The following is a 16230-nucleotide window of genomic DNA, read 5'->3' as shown; positions in this document are numbered from 1 at the left end:
CCAATTCCGCATTAGCTTTGAGGATTGTCACGAGTCCGAGTCGAGGTGTGCGATGGAGCTTCAAACATGGCTGGCGTTTTTTGCCGCCTGCTGGGTGATCAGTCTTTCTCCGGGGGCCGGCGCCATTGCGTCGATGTCCAGCGGTCTGCAATACGGTTTCTGGCGCGGTTACTGGAACGCCCTGGGCCTGCAGATCGGCCTGGCTGTGCAGATTGCCATCGTCGGCGCCGGTGTCGGTGCGATCCTCACCGCTTCGGCCACTGCGTTCCACGCGATCAAATGGTTCGGTGTCGCGTATCTGGTTTATCTGGCAATCAAGCAGTGGCGCGCACTGCCGATGGACATGAGTGACGACGCGGCGGTCCGGCCGATCGGCAAGCCGCTGGCGCTGGTGTTCCGTGGTTTTCTGGTGAACATCAGCAACCCCAAGGCCCTGGTGTTCATGCTCGCGGTGCTGCCGCAGTTCATCAATCCGCATGCGCCGCTGCTGATCCAGTACGTGGTGATCGGCGTGACCATGATCGCGGTCGACCTGATCGTCATGGCCGGCTACACCGGTCTGGCGTCGAAGGTGTTGCGCCTGTTGCGCACACCGACCCAGCAGCGACGCATGAACCGCACGTTTGCCGGGCTGTTCATTGGTGCTGCGGCGTTCATGGCGACATTGCGCAAAGCGGCCGCATAAAGCGTGCAGCCACAAAAAAAGGCGACCTGAGAAGGTCGCCTTTTTCGTTTCCGGCAGTCGGTCAGTGAAGAATCACTGGCGCCGTATCACGCGGCAGATTGTTGCGCTGCTGCGGTTCGCGCGGCTGCTCGTAACCGCCACCGCCGAGCTGCATGCTCAGCTGTCCGGCCACGTCTTCGCCCAGCGCCTTCGAAACATCACGCACCACCCGCGGGCGGTTCAGCGAGATCTTGATGTCGCGGTGGTTCACCAGTTTGGTGTCCTGCGCTTCGCCCATCGCCGTGAAGGCCGAGGTGATTTCGAAGGTCTTGGTGTTGATCAGGCTGAAATCGGCCACCAGCGTCAGGCCCAGCACTGCGGAATAGCTGTCGGTGTTCGCCAGCTCGTTTACGTCCTGGGTGAAGTCGATGTCCGACACCGTGCCGAACAGCACGTAGTCGGCACCCTTGAAGTTGCCGGCCTTGATCCGCTTGATCACGTCGTAGACGTCACCCTTGGACGACGCCGTGTACGGCGTGCCCTGCACCAGCTGGAACATGCCGGTGCGCAGGATTTCACCCTTGATGTCGCCGGTGAACTTGCGCAGCTCGGTCTGTTCGATGTAGCTGGTGGTGGCTTCGAGCTCGTTGTAGCTCGAAGAACCGCTGGAACTGTAGTAGCCCTCGCGGTAATTGTTCTGGGCCGAAACGATGTGGATGTATTGCTCCACACGTTCCTGATACGCCAGATCCGTCACCGCGACTTTCGGGGCCGCCTGCACGCTGAACGCGCAAGCCAGGGCCATCATGCCAATCCATGTGCGCATCGATTAACGCTCCGTGGTTTTGCGGATCTCTTTCTCGTCCATCCACTCGGCCAGACCGCTTTCAACGTCGATCAGTTGCAGGCTGAATTTGTAGAAGACGTCCTTGTAGTCGCTGCTGCGCTTGACGATCGAGCTGATCGAACCTTCAAGACGGTATTTGGCGGCGATCATGTTGCCGGTCTTGGCCACGGTGCTCTTCTTGTACAAGCCGCTCTGGTTTTGCAGCTTGAGCTGGTCGACCTGGCTCTGCATCGCGGTGTTGTCGCTGGCGAAACGGGCAGTGCCGGACTTCATCAGCTGGGTCTTGATGCTGGTGGTGATTTCGCGGGTGTCGATGTATTCGCTGGTCTTGTTCTTCACGTCGTAGACCTGCACCACAGGACGACCCTGCAGAATGCCGGACTGGGCCAAGGAACGGGTCATCGACTCGGCGATCATCTGCAGGTCGGTCGAACCGAACTCGTTGGTCACGGTTTCAACGGCCTTGGTGTCGCCGTAGCTGATGTTCTTGCTGCCCAGGGTCGGCGAAGTGTTGGCGCAACCGCTGGCCAGCAGGGCGAGGACGGCGATGAAGGAAAAGCGTGCAAACATGGGAGTGCTCTCTGAATCGGGAATAGGGTGTCGGGCTTAAGGCGTCTTGAGTTCCAGACGGAAGTCCACGGCTTTGGGCGTCGGGGCGATGCCCTGGATGAAGCTGGTCTGGGCGCCGTACATCATCTGGCTTTTCCATACTTCTTCTTCGGCGATCGGGAAACCTTCCGGCCCGAGCCAGGCGAAGCGGTAGTAGAACGTCTTGTTGCTGTTGAGGGTGTTGCTCAACTGCACGTTGACGGTCATGAAGCCGTTTTCGCGGGCCACGCGCATCGCGCCGACCACGATGTGTTTCTGCGGGCCCATGGCCACGACCTTGCTCGCGGCACTGCCCGGCTCCGGTGGTGGCGGGGTAGCGCAGCCGCTCGCCAGCAGGGCGAGGGCAGCGACGGCGATGAGTTTGAAGCGCATGCAAAGACTCCGTTCTTAAGGTTGTTTGAGGCTGGCCACGGCGGTAGCGCCAGCGCTCGGGGTGACGTGGGCGGCGAGGCCTGCGGCGAACACCTGATTGCCGACGGCGCGCAGGGTGATCACCTGATAACGCTGATCGACGGTGACCTTGACCTGAGAGCCACCGACGGCGCTCGGCAGAGTGACTTGGTGCTCACCTTTCTTCAAGCGCAGACGTACAACCTGAGTCATGTCCGGCAGGGTGCGCCACGTACGGGTATCGGCACCTTCGAGCACAGCTGAAGAAATACCTACGGCCAGACCCGCCAGCGGGTTGGTTTCGTTGATCTTCTTCTGCGCCACACCTTTGGTGATCGCGCGCACGGTGGTGCGCAGGATGATCCCCGGCATGTCATCGCGCAGGGCGCGGCGGGACATCGCGGTGGTGCTGTTCAGCGCGGTCAGGTCGACCTGCTGGCCATCGACACCGATCTGCGCGAATGGCGCGGTGGAAGTGTCAGGTTTGATGATCGGGAACGACAGCGGAGTGATCACTACGTTGTTGGAGATTGGCAGCGGCAACGGCACGCGGATCGAATCGCGGGCCGGCGCCAGACCGCTTTGCACCACGATCAGAATGTCGCTGTCATCGCTCTTGACCGGTTTGTCGAGGTTGACCAACGCCTGCTCCAGCAGCGGCGTATTCGGGCGCAGTTCGGCAGCCTTGCGATAGCCCGGCGCAGCGAGGTCTTTTTCGCCCAGAGCTTCATAGACGAAACCGGCCAGGTAATGGCTGAACGCACTCTGGTAGCTGTTCTTCAGGCCGACCACTTCCGGCGCGTCGAGGCTGGCGACCGGGTAGCCCTGCAAATCCTTGTATTCGGTCTTGATGCCTTCTTTCTCGGCTTCCTCTTCGCTCTTGAGGTATTCCTTGTCGCGCAGGTCGGCGATCACCGCTTCGCGTTCATGAGTCTTCTTGATCGCGGTGCGGGCGCCGTCGAAGTCGTTGACCGCCAGCAGGTTCAGGGCCATCTGCGTGGTCAGCATGACTTTTTCGTAGTCGTAGCCTTCGTAGCGGCGCACCTTGTCGTTGACCAGGAAACTGCCGAACTGGGCCAGGTACTTGTCGGTGTCGAGTTTGACCGAGTCTTCCCACTTGCCCACCACCTGGTCGGCGCTGGTCCAGGCATTCTGGCTGCCGGACAGATCGCCCTTGGCGCGCAGCAGTTCACCTTTCTCGAAGTAATAGAGCAGGTCTTTGTCCGGGCCGGTGTTGTTCTTTTCCAGCAGGGTCAGGGCGGCGTCGACGTTGCCGGTGGCCAGTTGCTGGTTGGTCTGGGCCAGTTCGGAATCGTAGTTGCGAAACGCCGAACAGCCGGACAGCAGGGTGACAGCGCTGAGCGCAATCAGAGTGGGAGCGCGGAATGCCATGGGGTTACTTCTTCCATGAGTAGCGACAGCCTCGGGTGCGGGTCGGGCTGCTGGGACCGATCGGCAGTGGCGCTGGCCTCCTGCCAATTCCTCATAAAAAGAGGAGCTTTAATGCCGCAACGCGATAGCGCGGGCGCGGCATTATAAGCGGGCGATGCTGGCTATGTAATAGCTTTTTAATTGCACTGGTTGGTTGGGTGCCATTACTTATCCGGCAGTCTGGCATTGCCGATTACGTTGGCGACATCTCTCAGAACTCGCAGGTTGACCAATTGGTGATCGCGATCGATGCGCAGGGTGACCGATGACGCTCCGGGTGCATTGGGCGCATTGAATTGGTGATCGCCTTTCTTCAGCCGTATGCGCGCCACCAATGTCTTGTCGGGGAGCGTGCGCCACGTTCGGGTGTCGGCCTCCTCAAAGGGGTCGTGCTCGGTGACGACCAGCGAGGACTTGGCCGGATTGCGTTCGTTTTCCTGAGCCTGCGAGATGGCGGCCATGTTGGCGCGGAACATTGCCCGGGAAATGATCGCCGGCATGTCATCGCGAAGCGTACGAAACGCCATGTCGGTGACGCTGTTGATCACGGTCAGCGGGCGTTTGCGGCCATCCACCAGGATGTGGTCGAACGCTGGTGTGACGGTGTCCGGCACCAGGATGGGAAACGAGATCGGTGCGGTAATGACCAGACTTTCATTGAGTCGCACCGGGATCGGCACCGTTACCGAGCTGCGGGCCGGCGCCAGACCGCTCTGGACGACGATCAGAACATCGCTTTCATCATCCTTGGCCGGCGGCTGGTCGAGATTGCGCAGCGCCTGTTCGAGGAAGGGCGTGTTCGGGCGCAACTCGATTGCCTGGCGATAACCCGGTGCGGCCAGATCCCGTTCACCCAGCGCTTCGTAGGTGAACCCGGCCAGGTAATGGCTGAAAGCACTCTGGTAGCCGTTCTTCAGTTCGATAACTGCTGGCGCGTCCAGGGTGGTGACGGGATAGCCCCGCAGATCCTTGTATTGCACGACGATGCCTTGAGCTTTGGCCTGTTCCTCGAGCTCTTCATACTGGCGCTCCCGCTGGCGGGCGATCAGTGCTTCACGTTCGTGGGTCTTCTTGATGTCTGCCCGGGCGCCGTCGAAATCACTTTCACCCAATTGGTTGAGGGCCATCTGTGTGGTCAGCATGACTTTTTCGTAGTCATAGCCTTCGTAGCGGCTGAGCTTGTCATTGACCAGCATGGTGCCCATTTCATAGGCAAACCGGTTGAGCAGCTTCATGGGGGCGGAAGGCACGGCTTCTTCACGCTGGAACACCATCCGGTCGGCGCTGCGCCAGGCTTTCTGGCTCTGCGGGCGGGCGTTGGCGAAGCTGAGAATCGAACCCTTCTCGAAGTAGTAGAGCAGGTCCTTGTCTTCCCACGGGTTGTGCCACTCCAGCACATCCAGGGCGCCCTGATAGTCGCCGAGCATCAACCGGTCATTGGTCTGCTGCATTTCCAGATCGTAATTGCGATAAGCCGCGCAGCCGCTCAGTTGCAGGATCGCGCTGATTAATACCGGGAGCAGCAAGCATTGGCGCATGGAGTGCAGCTCTTCCTGGAGCAGAGAGGCGAAAGGTGAAGGATTATAGGGGTGGGCAGTGGCCATGTGCCGGGGATTGGAGAGAAAGCTTGAGGGAATCGCGCTCGAAGTGAACAATATGTAACTTCGCATTTCCACTTGAGACTCATTCATGACTGCCGCGTCCCGATTTCTGGCCTGGCTGGTGTTCCCGCTGTGCGCCCTGAGCAGCTTCAATCTGCTGGCCGACACCGTGGAAGGCGCGCCGCAAGCGTTGCACCTGCTTGATTACATCAGCGCCGATTACCCGCCGACGGTAGCGGCAGGCAAGGTCATCGACGATGGCGAATACCGCGAGCAACTGGAATTCACCCAGGTGCTGCAGGGGCTGATCGCCGGCCTGCCGGCCAAACCGGAGAAAGCGGCGCTGGAACAGGGCGTCAGCGCCTTGCACGCCGCGATCACGGCGAAACAGGACGGTGCGGACGTGGCCCGTCAGGCCCGACAACTGGGGGCGAAACTGGCGGTGGCTTATGAAGTCAGCCAGGCCCCGATCATCACGCCTGATCCGACCCGTGGTGCGCCGCTCTACGCGCAAAACTGCTCGGTGTGCCACGGCGACGCGGGTGCCGGCGACGGCCCGGCAGGTCTCGGTATGACGCCGGCGCCGGCCAATCTGCGCGATGCTGCGCGGATGGATCACCTGAGCCTGTATGCGATCTACAGCACCCTCGGCCAGGGCGTCGAAGGCACTGACATGCCAGCCTTTGCCGATCAACTGGACGACCGTCAGCGCTGGGATCTGGCGACCTATATCGCGCAGTTCAGCGCCGATCCGGCCACGGCCAAAGCCGACAAGACCTACAACATTGCCGATCTGGCCCGCCAGACCCCGGCCGAGGTGCAGGCTGCCGAGGGCGCTGAAGCCGCCGCGATCTTCCGTGCGCAACGGGCGCAGCCGCCGCAGGTCAAGCGCGGCCCGGCGCAGTTGCTCGACTACACCGCCGCGACCCTGGACAAGAGCCTGGCGGCGTACCGTGCCGGTGAACACGATCAGGCTTACGACCTGTCGGTGGCGGCGTATCTGGAAGGCTTCGAACTGGTCGAAAGCTCGCTGGACAACGTCGACGCCAACGTGCGCAAGGACACCGAAAAGTCCCTGATGGCCTATCGGCAATCGCTGCAGGACGGCTTGCCGGTGGAGCAGGCCGAACAGCGTCTCGATGCGGCCAAGGCCAAACTCAAGGAGTCTGCCGGCCTGTTGGGCAGCGATGGATTGAGCTGGTCGCTGAGCTACATCTCCGGTCTGCTGATTCTGCTGCGCGAAGGTCTGGAAGCGATTCTGGTGCTGGCGGCGATCCTCGCGTTCCTGCGCAACACCGGCCAGCAATCGGCGGTGCGCAGCGTCAACGTCGGTTGGGGTCTGGCATTGCTGGCCGGTCTCGGGACCTGGGCGCTGGCGGCGTACGTGATCGATGTCAGCGGCTCCCAGCGTGAACTGCTGGAAGGCGCCACGGCGCTGTTCGCCAGCGTCATGGTGCTGTGGCTCGGGGTGTGGATGCACGACCGTCGCCACGCGGCAGCCTGGCAGGACTACATCAAGCAGAGTCTGGTTGGCGGAGGCGGGCGTTTCGGTTTCGCGATCCTGGCGTTCTTCTCGGTGTACCGCGAGCTGTTCGAAGTGATCCTGTTCTACGAAACCCTGTGGCTGCAGGCCGGTCCTGCCGGGCACAACGCGGTGTTGGCGGGCGGTGCGACGGCGCTGGTGCTGCTGTTCGGTCTGGCGTGGGTGATCCTGCGCGGTTCGGCGAAACTGCCGCTGGCGCTGTTCTTCAGCATCAACGCGGCGCTGCTCTGCGCGTTGTCGGTGGTGTTCGCCGGTCATGGCGTGAAGGCGCTGCAGGAAGCCGGGATCTTTGGCACCCGGCCGGTGGCGTTCTTCGATTTCGACTGGCTGGGGATTCACGCTGATGCCTATTCGCTGACGGCGCAGGCCGTGGCGATTGCGGCGATCATCGTGCTGTATGGCCGCAGTTGGGTGGCTGAAAAGCGCCGCATGGCGGCTTGAGATGATGCGCGTATGGATCGATGCCGACGCCTGCCCGAAGATGGCCAAGGAGTTGGTGGTGAAGTTCGCCCTCAAACGCCGCTTCGAAGTGGTGCTGGTGGCGGGGCAGCCGCAGAGCAAGCCGGCGCTGGCGCTCGTCAAGCTGATCGTGGTGCCGAGCGGCCCGGATGCGGCGGATGATTATCTGGTGGAGCATGCGGTGCCGGGTGAACTGGTGATCTGCAGCGACATTCCACTGGCCGACCGGCTGGTGAAGAAGGGCGTTGCAGCGCTGGACCCGCGAGGCAAAGAGTTCGACGCGCAGAACATGGGTGAGCGGCTGGCGACACGCAACCTGTTCACCGACCTGCGTGAGCAAGGCCAGGTCACTGGCGGCCCGGCGCCGTTCGGTGACCGCGAGAAGCAGGCGTTCGCCAATGCGCTGGACCGGATCCTCACAAGGCTCGCCCGCAAAACCTGAACATTACACAAATCCTCTGTGGGAGCGGGCTTGCTCGCGAAGGCGGTGTGTCATTCAACGAATAGTTGTCTGACCTGACGTCTTCGCGAGCAAGCCCGCTCCCACATTGGGTGTGTATTCGACCAAGAGATCAGGCGTCGTTTTCGTGGGTCAGCTCTAGCACCCGATCCACCAGCTTGTTGATCCCCGAAGCCGCCTCACTGATCGACTGCGCCAGCATGTAGGCCGGAGTGGTCACCAGTTTGCGCGCCTTGTCTTCAATAATGTCGGTCACCGCGCAGTCTTCGTGGTTGGCGCCCATCTTGTTCATGGCGGCGGCCGTGTCGGCGTCGTTGCCGATGGTGCAGGTCACGCCCGGGCCGTAGATCTTCGCGGCCAGCGCCGGCGAAATGCAGATCAGGCCCACCGGTTTGCCCGCTTCGGCAAAGGCTTCGGCCAGCGCCAGTACTTGCGGCTGCACGGTGCAGCCGGCGCCTTCGATGGCGAAGTTCGACAGGTTCTTCGCCGCACCGAAACCGCCTGGCACGATCAGCGCATCGAAGTCCTCGACATCGGCCTCACGCAGATCCTTGACGTTGCCTCGGGCGATGCGAGCCGATTCCACCAGCACGTTGCGCGACTCGGGCATTTCTTCGCCGGTCAGGTGATTGATCACATGCAGTTGAGCGATGTTCGGGGCGAAGCACTGCACCTGGGCGCCGCGCTGGTCGAGGCGCAACAGGGTAATGACGCTTTCGTAGATCTCGGCGCCGTCGTAAACGCCGCAACCGGACAGGATCACTGCAACTTTTTTGCTCATGGGTTTCTCTCCAGATTCATGGCGCTAAATGTCCTCTAATTTGTCGTTCGTTGCCATAGGATCAAGCCGCGGCTACACCTAGGATCTGAGCTACAGATTCCGACCAGGGCGCGTCATGAACTTCATCCTGTATGCGGTACCGTTTTTCTTCGTGTTGATTGCGGCGGAGCTCATCGCCGACCGCTGGCGCGGGGTGAGCAACTATCGCCTGGCCGATGCGGTGAGCAGCATCAGCACCGGGGTGTTGTCGACCACCACCGGCCTGTTGACCAAGGGCGTGGGCCTGGTGACCTATGCGTTTGCCCTGGAGCATCTGGCGCTGGTCAGGTTGCCTGCGGACAGCGTCTGGGTCTGGGTGTTTGCCTTTGTCTTCTATGACTTCTGCTATTACTGGCTGCATCGCATGGGCCATGAACGGAACATTCTCTGGGCGGCGCATTCGGTGCATCACCAGAGCGAGGACTACAACCTTTCCACGGCCTTGCGCCAGACCAGCACCGGGTTCCTGCTGAGCTGGATCTTCTACCTGCCGATGGCCGTGCTCGGGGTGCCGCTGCTGGTGTTCGTCAGCGTTGCGGCGCTGAATCTGCTGTATCAGTTCTGGGTCCATACCCGGCACATTCCCAAGCTCGGCTGGTTCGAGTGGTGCTTCGTCACGCCGTCCAACCATCGGGCCCACCATGCACAGAACGCTCTCTACATGGATCGCAACTACGGCGGGGTGTTCATTATTTGGGACCGACTGTTCGGCTCCTTCCAGGAGGAGGACGACAACGAGCCGGTGATTTTCGGCGTGACCACGCCGCTGGCGAGCTGGAACCCGTTGTGGGCCAACCTGCAGTTTTATGCGCAGCTATGGGATGACGCGCGCCGGGCCGAGCGTACGTGGGACAAGATCCGGATCTGGTTCATGCGTACCGGCTGGCGTCCGGCGGACGTCGCGGCGAAGTACCCGATGAACAAGCCGGACCTGAGTCAGTTCCGCAAATTCGAGGTGCCGCTGGACAGTCGTCAGCAGTGGTACGTGGGGTTGCAGTTTGGCGTCTATGTGGCGCTGGGCAGTTATCTGATGAATCTGGAACACAGTCTGCCCACCGGAGCATTGCTGCTCGGCTGGGGCGCGGTGGCGTTCGGTTTGTTCGTGTTGGGCGTAGCCCTGGAGAATCGCCCGTGGGCGGGCAAGCTGGAAGTGTTGCGGCTGGCTTCGAACCTGCCGCTGGTGTGGCTGGCGCCGCTGGTCGGACTCTGGCCGGCCAGCCCGGGGATATGGGTCGGCCTGCTCAGTTACAGCCTGCTCAGCGGCATCGGGCTGTATTGCTGTCGCCAGCGACTTACTCGGCTGGCGTCTTAGGATCGGCGGCGTTGGTCATTTCGACTTTGTGCCGTTCGGCCTTGGCCAGCAGCTCGGCCTGTTCTTGCTCGTAAACCTTTTTCGCCAGCCGGGCATTCTTGAACCGGCGGCGCAGCCATAGGCCCAGGCCGAGCACCAGCAGAGCGCCCAGCACCCACAACTCATACTTCTTGATGCTGCCGAGCATGCCTTCGAGCACGGCACCGAAGTGGTAAGCAGCGGCGGCCAGGGCGGTGGCCCAGATCGCGGCGCCGATACCGTTGAGCAGCAGATAACGTCCCGGGGGATAGCCCGAGAGGCCGATTGCCACCGGCATCACCGTGCGCAGTCCGTACACGAAGCGAAAGCTCAGGACCCAGATGTCCGGGTGCTTGCGGATGTGTTCCAGCGCGCGGTCGCCCATCATCTGCCAGCGCGGTTTGCGCGCCAGCAGCTTGCGCCCGTGCTTGCGGCCCAGGAAGTACCACAGCTGATCGCCGGCATAGCTGCCGAAGAACGCCACGACCACCACCAGTTTGATGTCCATGTATTCACGGAACGCGAGGAAGCCCGCGAGCACCAGGATGGTTTCGCCTTCGAAGAACGTCCCGAGAAACAGGGCAAAGTAGCCGAAGTCATGCAGAAATTGTTGGAGCATTGTCTGGGTGCTGGCGAAATGAACGCGCAGCCTAACCCTTCGGACACATTCAGGAAAGTGTCGAAATGTGTCTCGACGTGAACATTTCCTACACGGACAATGGAAAGCGACTACCTGTCGCAGGGGTGCACATAACTGTCATACGACCGTCATAATGGCCATCTATAACTGTCACGCTCGCCCGTTTGCGCGGGCTCAGGAGTCTGCCGTGAGCTTTACCCCAGCCAACCGTCTGTTCCCTGCCACCCGCCTGCGTCGCAATCGCCGTGATGATTTTTCCCGGCGGCTGGTGCGTGAGAATGTGCTGACGGTCGATGACCTGATCCTGCCGGTGTTCGTCCTCGACGGTGAAAACCGCCGCGAAGCCGTGGCCTCGATGCCGGGTGTCGAGCGCCTGACCATCGACCTGCTGCTTGAAGAAGCCGCCACATGGGTCGAGCTGGGGATTCCGGCGCTGGCGCTGTTCCCGGTCACCCCGCCTGAACTCAAATCCCTCGATGCCGCCGAAGCCTGGAATCCCGAAGGTATCGCGCAGCGCGCTACTCGCGCCCTGCGTGACCGGTTCCCGGAACTGGGCGTTATCACTGACGTCGCCCTCGACCCGTTCACCACTCACGGTCAGGACGGCATTCTCGATGAAGAAGGCTATGTGCAGAACGACATCACCGTCGATGCACTGGTCAAGCAAGCCTTGTCCCATGCTGCTGCGGGCGCCCAGGTGGTTGCGCCGTCGGACATGATGGACGGCCGCATTCAGGCGATCCGCGAAGCGCTGGAGCTGGCCGGTCACGTCAACGTGCGGATCATGGCCTACTCGGCCAAGTACACCAGTGCCTATTACGGCCCGTTCCGCGATGCGGTGGGTTCGGCCGCGAACCTGGGCAAGGCGAACAAGGCCTCCTATCAGATGGACCCGGCCAACAGCGATGAAGCCCTGCACGAAGTGGGTGCGGACTTGTCTGAAGGCGCGGACATGGTCATGGTCAAACCCGGCATGCCGTACCTGGACATTTTGTTCCGGGTAAAAGATGCCTTCAAAGTGCCGACCTTCGTCTATCAGGTCAGCGGCGAATACGCCATGCACATGGCGGCGATCCAGAATGGCTGGTTGAGCGAAGGCGTGATCCTCGAATCCCTGACCGCCTTTAAACGTGCCGGCGCTGATGGCATCCTGACTTACTTTGCTGTCCGTGCCGCTCAATTGTTACGAGAGCAGAAATAGCCCTCCCAGGAACATTCGATGAATACCGAAGGACTCACTGAAGTTGCCGTAAAAGAAGCTCAACCCGTGGTCGAGCAGATTACCGAAACCCCGCCGGAACTGGAGCCTGCGCCACCCGCGCCGGCAACCGAGCCTGCCGCGGCGGTTCCGGCGATCGCGATTCCCGGCCTGGATGACAGCAGCCTGTACATCCACCGTGAATTGTCGCAACTGCAGTTCAACATCCGCGTGCTGGAACAGGCGCTGGACGAGTCCTACCCGTTGCTGGAGCGGCTGAAGTTCCTGCTGATCTTCTCCAGCAACCTCGACGAATTCTTCGAAATCCGCGTCGCCGGCCTCAAGAAGCAGATCACCTTCGCCCGTGAACAGGCCGGCGCCGACGGCCTGCAACCGCATCAGGCACTGGCCCGGATCAGCGAGCTGGTGCACGGTCACGTAGATCGCCAGTACGCGATCCTCAACGACATCCTGCTCCCGGAGCTGGAAAAGCATCAGGTGCGTTTCATCCGTCGTCGCCACTGGACGACCAAGATCAAAACCTGGGTCCGCCGCTATTTCCGCGACGAGATCGCGCCGATCATCACTCCGATCGGCCTCGACCCGACGCACCCGTTCCCGTTGCTGGTGAACAAGAGCCTGAACTTCATCGTCGAGCTCGAAGGTATCGACGCCTTCGGTCGCGATTCCGGTCTGGCGATCATCCCGGCACCGCGCCTGTTGCCGCGAATCATCAAGGTGCCGGAAGAAGTCGGCGGCCCTGGCGACAACTATGTGTTCCTGTCGTCGATGATCCACGCCCACGCCGATGACCTGTTCCAGGGCATGAAGGTAAAAGGCTGCTACCAGTTCCGCCTGACCCGAAACGCCGACCTGGCGCTCGATTCCGAAGACGTCGAAGACCTGGCCCGCGCACTGCGTGGCGAGCTGTTTTCGCGTCGATACGGTGACGCCGTGCGCCTGGAAGTCGCCGACACTTGCCCGAAACACCTGTCGGACTACCTGCTCAAGCAGTTCAACCTGAGCGAGACCGAGCTGTATCAGGTCAACGGTCCGGTGAACCTGACGCGTCTGTTCAGCATCACCGGCCTGGACAGCCATCCGGAGCTGCAATACACGCCGTTCACGCCGCAGATCCCGAAACTGCTGCAGAACAGCGAAAACATTTTCAGCGTGATCAGCAAGCAGGACATCCTGTTGCTGCACCCGTTCGAGTCGTTCACCCCGGTGGTCGACCTGTTGCGCCAGGCCGCCAAGGACCCGCACGTCCTCGCCGTGCGCCAGACCCTGTACCGTTCCGGCGCCAACTCGGAAATCGTCGATGCGCTGGTGGACGCCGCGCGTAACGGCAAGGAAGTGACGGCGGTCATCGAGCTGCGAGCGCGCTTCGACGAAGAGTCCAACCTGCAACTGGCCAGCCGTCTGCAAGCGGCGGGTGCGGTGGTGATCTACGGTGTGGTCGGCTTCAAGACCCACGCCAAGATGATGCTGATCCTGCGCCGCGAGGCCGGTGAGATCGTGCGTTACGCGCACCTCGGCACCGGTAACTACCACGCCGGCAACGCCCGTCTGTACACCGACTACAGCCTGCTGACCTCCGACGACGCCTTGTGCGAAGACGTCGGCAAACTGTTCAGCCAGTTGATCGGCATGGGCAAGACGCTGCGCATGAAGAAGCTGCTGCATGCGCCGTTCACTCTGAAGAAGGGCATGCTCGACATGATCACCCGCGAGACGCAATTCGCGCTCGACGGTAAACCGGCGCACATCATCGCCAAGTTCAACTCGCTGACCGATCCGAAGATCATTCGCGCGCTGTACAAGGCCAGCCAGTCCGGCGTGCGCATCGATCTGGTGGTGCGCGGCATGTGCTGCCTGCGTCCGGGCATCGCCGGGGTTTCGCACAACATCCACGTGCGCTCGATCATCGGCCGCTTCCTTGAGCACACCCGAGTGTTCTACTTCCTCAACGGTGGCGAAGAGCAGATGTTCCTGTCCAGCGCCGACTGGATGGAACGCAACCTCGACAAGCGCGTCGAGACTTGCTTCCCGGTGGAAGGCAAGAAGCTGCTGACCCGGGTCAAGAAAGAGCTGGAGCTGTACCTGACCGACAACACCCACAGCTGGAGCCTGCAATCGGACGGTCGCTACATCCGCAACACGCCGACCGGCAACCAGAACCCGCGCAGTGCGCAGGCGACGTTGCTGGAGCGATTGGGCAGTCCGATTCTGCCGGTGAGCAGCTGAGAGCTTAAAAGCACCCCCTCACCCTAACCCTCTCCCAGAGGGAGAGGGGACTGATCGAGTTGGATGCTCGAGGTACATCGACCTGAAATATCGAGTCGAACTCAGGTCTTGAAAAGCATGAAGATCGGCTCCCTTTCCCCCCTCGTCCCCTTGGGGGAGAGGGTTGGGGTGAGGGGGATCGATCGTAAGCACACCACCTGAATCCAGCCGAGCACCCAATAAAAAGGCGATCCCGAAGGATCGCCTTTTTTGTGCCCGCCCGTTACTCAATGTACGGTCAGGACAATCCCCACCCGCGTCAGCCACTCCGCCTCAAGCCCGAAATCCGCCTGGGTCAGCTGATTTTCATCCAGCCAGTTCTCCGGGAATTCCACGTCGAGGTGGTTGCCATTTGCATGCAGCGTCACTTGCGGCATCGCCTGAGTGCCACGGATGTGGTGGAACAGGATGGCGAAACGCAGCAGCACGCACAGGCGGATCAGCTTGTCGCCGTCGTCGCCGAACTCGGCGAACTTGTCCTTGGGGATGTTGCGACGGTGGCCGCGCACCAGCAGGGCGAGCATTTGCTGGTCTTCGCGGGAGAACCCGGCGAGGTCCGAGTGTTCGATCAGGTAGGCGCCGTGCTTGTGGTAGTGATAGTGCGCGATGTCGAGCCCGACTTCGTGCACTTTCGCCGCCCAGCCCAGCAGTTCGCGCCAGATGCCGTCGTCCAGCTCCCAATCCACGGCCACTTGATCGAAGGCGTGCAAGGCTTTGCGCTCGACCCGTGCGGCCTGTTCCTGATCGACGTGGTAGCGCTCCATCAGCGAGGTCAGGGTGCGTTCGCGCACGTCTTCGTGGTGATGGCGGCCGAGCAGGTCGTAGAGCACGCCTTCACGCAGCGCGCCTTCGCAGTGATCCATGCGTTGCAGTTCGAGGGCGTCGAAGATCGCTTCGAGAATCGCCAGACCGGCCGGGAAGATCGCCCGACGATCCGGCTTGATGCCTTCGAAATCGATCTTGTCGACATCGCCGAGCTTGAACAGACGGCGCTTGAGCCACGCCAGGCCTTCGGCATTCACCTCGCCGGTGCCATGACCGCCGGCCTTCAGCGCCAGACCGATGGCGCGGATGGTGCCCGAGGAGCCGATGGCTTCATCCCAGGTCAGGCGATGCAGGGCGTGTTCGATGCTCATGATCTCCAGGCGCGCCGCCGTGTACGCCTGGGCGTAGCGGGCCGGGGTGATCTTGCCGTCCTTGAAGTAGCGCTGGGTGAAACTCACGCAGCCCATTTGCAGGCTTTCGCGCAGCAGCGGTTCGAAACGCTGGCCAATGATGAATTCGGTACTGCCGCCGCCGATGTCGGCGACCAGGCGTTTGCCCGGGGTGTCGGCGAGGGTGTGGGACACGCCGAGGTAGATCAGGCGGGCCTCTTCACGGCCGGAGATGACTTCCACCGGATGGCCGAGGATTTCTTCTGCGCGGCGGATGAATTCGCCACGGTTGCGCGCCTCACGCAGGGCGTTCGTGCCGACGATCCGCACGGCGCCCAGTGGCATGCCGTTGATCAGTTGGGCAAAGCGCTTGAGGCAGTCGAGCCCGCGCTGCATGGATTCTTCGTTGAGCTGACGCTCATCGTCGATGCCAGCGGCCAGCTGAACCTTTTCTCCGAGCCGTTCGAGAATACGGATTTCGCCGTTCTGGGCCTTGGCCACGACCATATGGAAGCTGTTGGAGCCCAGGTCGATCGCGGCGATCAGGGACAGATTCTTGGCTTGGGATTGCGGCATGGTCTGGGGGTCTCGGTCGATAACCCCGACATCGTGCCACGATCAAACGCTGCCGCCAACGCGCATGGTTCAAACCGTTGATTCAGCGCATAAAGTCTCAAGACCGCGGCGCGGCCATTCGCGGGCAAGCCCGCTCCCACAGGTTTTGTGTCGAACACAAAACGGTATCCCGCTAGAGAACCCTGTGGGAGCGGGCTTGGTCCGGGCGGCGATCCGACGATG

At 61.6% G+C, this 16230-nt stretch carries 14 protein-coding genes; 6 read left to right on the top strand and 8 right to left on the bottom strand.

Annotated elements, in window-relative coordinates:
* Positions 1-52 precede the first annotated feature (52 nt).
* Positions 53-685, top strand: coding sequence for a LysE family transporter (locus L6D74_RS01865; RefSeq protein ID WP_064600316.1), 633 nt, complete (start codon positions 53-55; stop codon positions 683-685).
* 61 nt (positions 686-746) lie between these two features.
* Here the strand turns inward: L6D74_RS01865 and L6D74_RS01860 are convergent, their stop codons facing one another.
* The 5 genes from L6D74_RS01860 to L6D74_RS01840 all read right to left on the bottom strand — a co-directional run bounded on the left by L6D74_RS01860 (position 747) and on the right by L6D74_RS01840 (position 5479).
* Entirely contained in the window at positions 747-1490 is a 744-nt protein-coding gene (locus tag L6D74_RS01860) for a hypothetical protein (protein WP_064600314.1), read from the bottom strand.
* Positions 1491-1493: 3 nt separating this feature from the next.
* Positions 1494-2081, bottom strand: a complete 588-nt coding sequence (gene lpoB, locus L6D74_RS01855) for a penicillin-binding protein activator LpoB (RefSeq protein WP_007951848.1) — start codon at positions 2079-2081, stop codon at positions 1494-1496.
* Between the two features lie 36 nt (positions 2082-2117).
* Complete coding sequence (locus L6D74_RS01850; RefSeq protein WP_011336502.1) at positions 2118-2492, bottom strand: YcfL family putative periplasmic lipoprotein; 375 nt, start codon at positions 2490-2492, stop codon at positions 2118-2120.
* Positions 2493-2507: 15 nt separating this feature from the next.
* Positions 2508-3902, bottom strand: coding sequence for a COG3014 family protein (locus L6D74_RS01845; RefSeq protein WP_236187552.1), 1395 nt, complete (start codon positions 3900-3902; stop codon positions 2508-2510).
* Positions 3903-4105: 203 nt separating this feature from the next.
* Positions 4106-5479, bottom strand: coding sequence for a COG3014 family protein (locus L6D74_RS01840; protein WP_236187551.1), 1374 nt, complete (start codon positions 5477-5479; stop codon positions 4106-4108).
* A 151-nt stretch (positions 5480-5630) separates the two neighbouring features.
* Between L6D74_RS01840 and L6D74_RS01835 the strand changes: the two genes are divergently transcribed.
* Both L6D74_RS01835 and L6D74_RS01830 read left to right on the top strand, forming a co-directional pair.
* A complete protein-coding gene (locus tag L6D74_RS01835; protein WP_221398314.1) occupies positions 5631-7526 on the top strand; it encodes an FTR1 family protein in 1896 nt (631 codons plus the stop codon).
* 4 nt (positions 7527-7530) lie between these two features.
* On the top strand, positions 7531-7986 hold the full coding sequence (locus L6D74_RS01830; protein ID WP_064600974.1) for a YaiI/YqxD family protein: 456 nt from the start codon (positions 7531-7533) through the stop codon (positions 7984-7986).
* 130 nt (positions 7987-8116) lie between these two features.
* Here the strand turns inward: L6D74_RS01830 and elbB are convergent, their stop codons facing one another.
* Positions 8117-8785 (bottom strand): isoprenoid biosynthesis glyoxalase ElbB, encoded by a 669-nt coding sequence (elbB, locus tag L6D74_RS01825; RefSeq protein WP_085612043.1) that lies wholly within the window; start codon positions 8783-8785, stop codon positions 8117-8119.
* Between the two features lie 115 nt (positions 8786-8900).
* Between elbB and L6D74_RS01820 the strand changes: the two genes are divergently transcribed.
* Positions 8901-10136 carry a sterol desaturase family protein gene (locus L6D74_RS01820; protein WP_236187550.1) on the top strand — a complete coding sequence of 412 codons (1236 nt, stop codon included), beginning with the start codon at positions 8901-8903 and terminating at the stop codon, positions 10134-10136.
* On the opposite strand, the gene L6D74_RS01815 is transcribed toward L6D74_RS01820, so the two are convergent.
* Entirely contained in the window at positions 10117-10773 is a 657-nt protein-coding gene (locus L6D74_RS01815) for a DedA family protein (protein WP_236187549.1), read from the bottom strand. The two genes, L6D74_RS01820 and L6D74_RS01815, sit on opposite strands and share 20 nt — an antisense overlap.
* 208 nt (positions 10774-10981) lie before the next feature.
* Here L6D74_RS01815 and hemB point away from each other — a divergent pair, with 208 nt between their 5' ends.
* Entirely contained in the window at positions 10982-11995 is a 1014-nt protein-coding gene (gene hemB / locus L6D74_RS01810) for a porphobilinogen synthase (RefSeq protein ID WP_236187548.1), read from the top strand.
* Between the two features lie 18 nt (positions 11996-12013).
* Entirely contained in the window at positions 12014-14239 is a 2226-nt protein-coding gene (ppk1, locus tag L6D74_RS01805) for a polyphosphate kinase 1 (protein WP_064600299.1), read from the top strand.
* A gap of 266 nt (positions 14240-14505) precedes the next feature.
* Here the strand turns inward: ppk1 and ppx are convergent, their stop codons facing one another.
* Complete coding sequence (gene ppx, locus L6D74_RS01800) at positions 14506-16008, bottom strand: exopolyphosphatase (protein WP_039765323.1); 1503 nt, start codon at positions 16006-16008, stop codon at positions 14506-14508.
* Between the last annotated feature and the right edge of the window lie 222 nt (positions 16009-16230).

The sequence above is a fragment of the Pseudomonas pharyngis genome (assembly GCF_021602345.1).
GTDB classification, from domain to species: domain Bacteria; phylum Pseudomonadota; class Gammaproteobacteria; order Pseudomonadales; family Pseudomonadaceae; genus Aquipseudomonas; species Aquipseudomonas pharyngis.
This window is presented reverse-complemented; position numbering and strand designations above follow the sequence as displayed.

What these genes read in the sequence shown, in the direction of transcription:
- L6D74_RS01865 (WP_064600316.1), top strand. Translation starts at nt 53, where the DNA reads ATGGAGCTTCAAACATGGCTGGCGTTTTTTGCCGCCTGCTGGGTGATC.
- L6D74_RS01860 (WP_064600314.1), bottom strand. Translation starts at nt 1,490, where the DNA reads ATGCGCACATGGATTGGCATGATGGCCCTGGCTTGCGCGTTCAGCGTG.
- lpoB (WP_007951848.1), bottom strand. Translation starts at nt 2,081, where the DNA reads ATGTTTGCACGCTTTTCCTTCATCGCCGTCCTCGCCCTGCTGGCCAGC.
- L6D74_RS01850 (WP_011336502.1), bottom strand. Translation starts at nt 2,492, where the DNA reads ATGCGCTTCAAACTCATCGCCGTCGCTGCCCTCGCCCTGCTGGCGAGC.
- L6D74_RS01845 (WP_236187552.1), bottom strand. Translation starts at nt 3,902, where the DNA reads ATGGCATTCCGCGCTCCCACTCTGATTGCGCTCAGCGCTGTCACCCTG.
- L6D74_RS01840 (WP_236187551.1), bottom strand. Translation starts at nt 5,479, where the DNA reads ATGCGCCAATGCTTGCTGCTCCCGGTATTAATCAGCGCGATCCTGCAA.
- L6D74_RS01835 (WP_221398314.1), top strand. Translation starts at nt 5,631, where the DNA reads ATGACTGCCGCGTCCCGATTTCTGGCCTGGCTGGTGTTCCCGCTGTGC.
- L6D74_RS01830 (WP_064600974.1), top strand. Translation starts at nt 7,531, where the DNA reads ATGCGCGTATGGATCGATGCCGACGCCTGCCCGAAGATGGCCAAGGAG.
- elbB (WP_085612043.1), bottom strand. Translation starts at nt 8,785, where the DNA reads ATGAGCAAAAAAGTTGCAGTGATCCTGTCCGGTTGCGGCGTTTACGAC.
- L6D74_RS01820 (WP_236187550.1), top strand. Translation starts at nt 8,901, where the DNA reads ATGAACTTCATCCTGTATGCGGTACCGTTTTTCTTCGTGTTGATTGCG.
- L6D74_RS01815 (WP_236187549.1), bottom strand. Translation starts at nt 10,773, where the DNA reads ATGCTCCAACAATTTCTGCATGACTTCGGCTACTTTGCCCTGTTTCTC.
- ppk1 (WP_064600299.1), top strand. Translation starts at nt 12,014, where the DNA reads ATGAATACCGAAGGACTCACTGAAGTTGCCGTAAAAGAAGCTCAACCC.
- ppx (WP_039765323.1), bottom strand. Translation starts at nt 16,008, where the DNA reads ATGCCGCAATCCCAAGCCAAGAATCTGTCCCTGATCGCCGCGATCGAC.